The 2,006-nt window shown below is 77.4% G+C and carries 1 protein-coding gene; it reads left to right on the top strand.

Annotation, left to right across the window (positions count from 1 at the left end; translation table 11 throughout):
• Window positions 1–91 precede the first annotated feature (91 nt).
• A partial coding sequence (locus tag VR44_RS23590) for a condensation domain-containing protein (protein ID WP_245692127.1) occupies window positions 92–2,006 on the top strand: 1,915 nt, incomplete at its 3' end.

The raw sequence follows: 2,006 nt of genomic DNA on the forward strand, positions 1-2,006 counted from the left end.
GCCCGGCCACGGGACCTCCGCGGACGCCGCCGATGCGGCCGCCGCCGGTCCGGCCGTCGCGGAGTGCGGCCCGCTCCCCGCGACACCCGTCATGCGCTGGCTCCTGGACGGGCCGGGTCCCGTCGGCCGGTTCAGCCAGTCCATGGTGCTGACCCTGCCCGAGGGCGCGGACGACGCGACGCTCGTACGGGTCCTGCAGTCGGTCGTGGACCGGCACGGGGCGCTGCGCCTGGGCGTGACCGCCGGCCCGGAGGGCCCGCTGTGCACGGTCGGCGAGCCCGGTTCGGTCGACGTGTCCCCGCTGTACCGGACCGTCGACGTGGCCGGGTCGGACGAAGCCGCCCGCGCCGCCGTCATGGCGGAGGCGGCCCGGGAGGCGGCCGGACAGCTGGACCCGGCGGCCTCGGTGATGCTCCGGGCCGTGCGCTTCGACACCGGTGGGGCGGCGCCGGACCGGCTGCTGCTGTGCGTGCACCACCTGGCGGTGGACGGGGTGTCGTGGCGGATCCTGGCGGCCGACCTGGCCACGGCCTGGGAGGCCGTGGTGGCCGGGCGTCCGCTGCCGGCCGCGGACGGGGAGGTGTCGTTCCGCGCGTGGGCCCGCCATCTCGAACTCCAGGCGGGTTCCCCGGAGGTGCAGGCCGAGCTCCCCTTCTGGCGCTCGACGCTGGAGGGCTCCGGGGACGCCCCGGACCCGCGGGAGCCCTGGCAGCGGATCCCCGACCCGGTGCGGGACACCGCCGGAGCCACGCGCACGCTGACGCTGGGCCTGCCCGCCGAGGTCGCCGGTCCGCTGCTGGCCGGGGTGCCCGGCGCGCTGCGCACCGGCCCGGCCGAGGTACTGCTCGCGGCACTGGTCCTCGCGGCCCACCGGCTGCGCTCCCCCGGCAGCGCGCCGGGGTCGCTGCTGGTCGACCTGGAGGGCCACGGCCGCGTCGACCGCACCGGCCGGCACGACCTGGCGCGCACCGTGGGCTGGTTCACCACCCAGTACCCGGTCCGGTTCGACCTGGCCGGCCTCGACCTGGACGCGGCGGCCCTGGGCGGCGACGCGCTCGCCGACCTGGTGGCGCGGATCCACTCGACGGTCGCCTCCGTACCGGACCACGGCACGGGCTTCGGGCTGCTCAGCAGGCTCGATCCGCGGACCGCCGCGCAGCTGTCCGGGCTCCCGCGCCCCCGGATCCTGTTCAACTACCTGGGCAGGTTCGCGGGCGGCGGCGAGGCGCCGTGGAGCCCCGCCCCCGAGGCGGGCGGCCTGCGGGCCGAGGTGGATCCGGCGATGCCAGTGGAGCACGCCCTGCAGATCGACGCCATGGCCGTGGACGGGGCCGACGGTCCCGCCTTCACCGCGGTCGTCACCCATCCCGCGGAGCTGCTGACCGAGGCCGAGGCGGAGGCCCTGGTGGCGGCCTGGGGCGAGGCCCTGCGCCTGCTGGCCGGCTGGACGGGCGCCCCCCGGCCGCGCCGCCTCACCCCCCGTGACCTGCCGCTGGTCCGGCTGACGCAGCCGGAGACGGACGCCCTGGCCGCGCGCTACGCCGGGCTCTGCGACGTGCTGCCGCTCTCGCCGCTCCAGGAGGGGCTGTTCTTCCACTCCGCCTTCGACACGGGCGCGTTGGACGCCTACACCGGCCAGATCGTCCTCACCCTGGACGGCGCCCTCGACGCCGGCACCCTGCGGGCGTCGTGCGACCGGCTGCTGCGCCGTCACACCGCGCTGCGGTCCGCCTTCACCGACCAGGGTCTGGACGGGCCGGCGCAGATCGTCGTCGAGTCCGTCGAGGTGCCGTGGGAGGCCGTGGACCTGGGCGGACTCGGATCCGCGGACCGGGAGCGGGAGTGGCAGCGGCTGCTCGCGGCCGACCGGGCCCGCCGCTTCGACCTGGAGCGGCCGCCGCTGGTGCGCTTCACCCTGGTCCGGTTCGGCGCGGCCGAGCACCGCCTCGTCATGACGAACCACCACATCGTCTGGGACGGCTGGTCCTCGGCGGTGCTGCTGCGCT

The organism is Streptomyces katrae, assembly GCF_000966975.1.
Taxonomy (GTDB): Bacteria; Actinomycetota; Actinomycetes; order Streptomycetales; family Streptomycetaceae; genus Streptomyces; species Streptomyces katrae.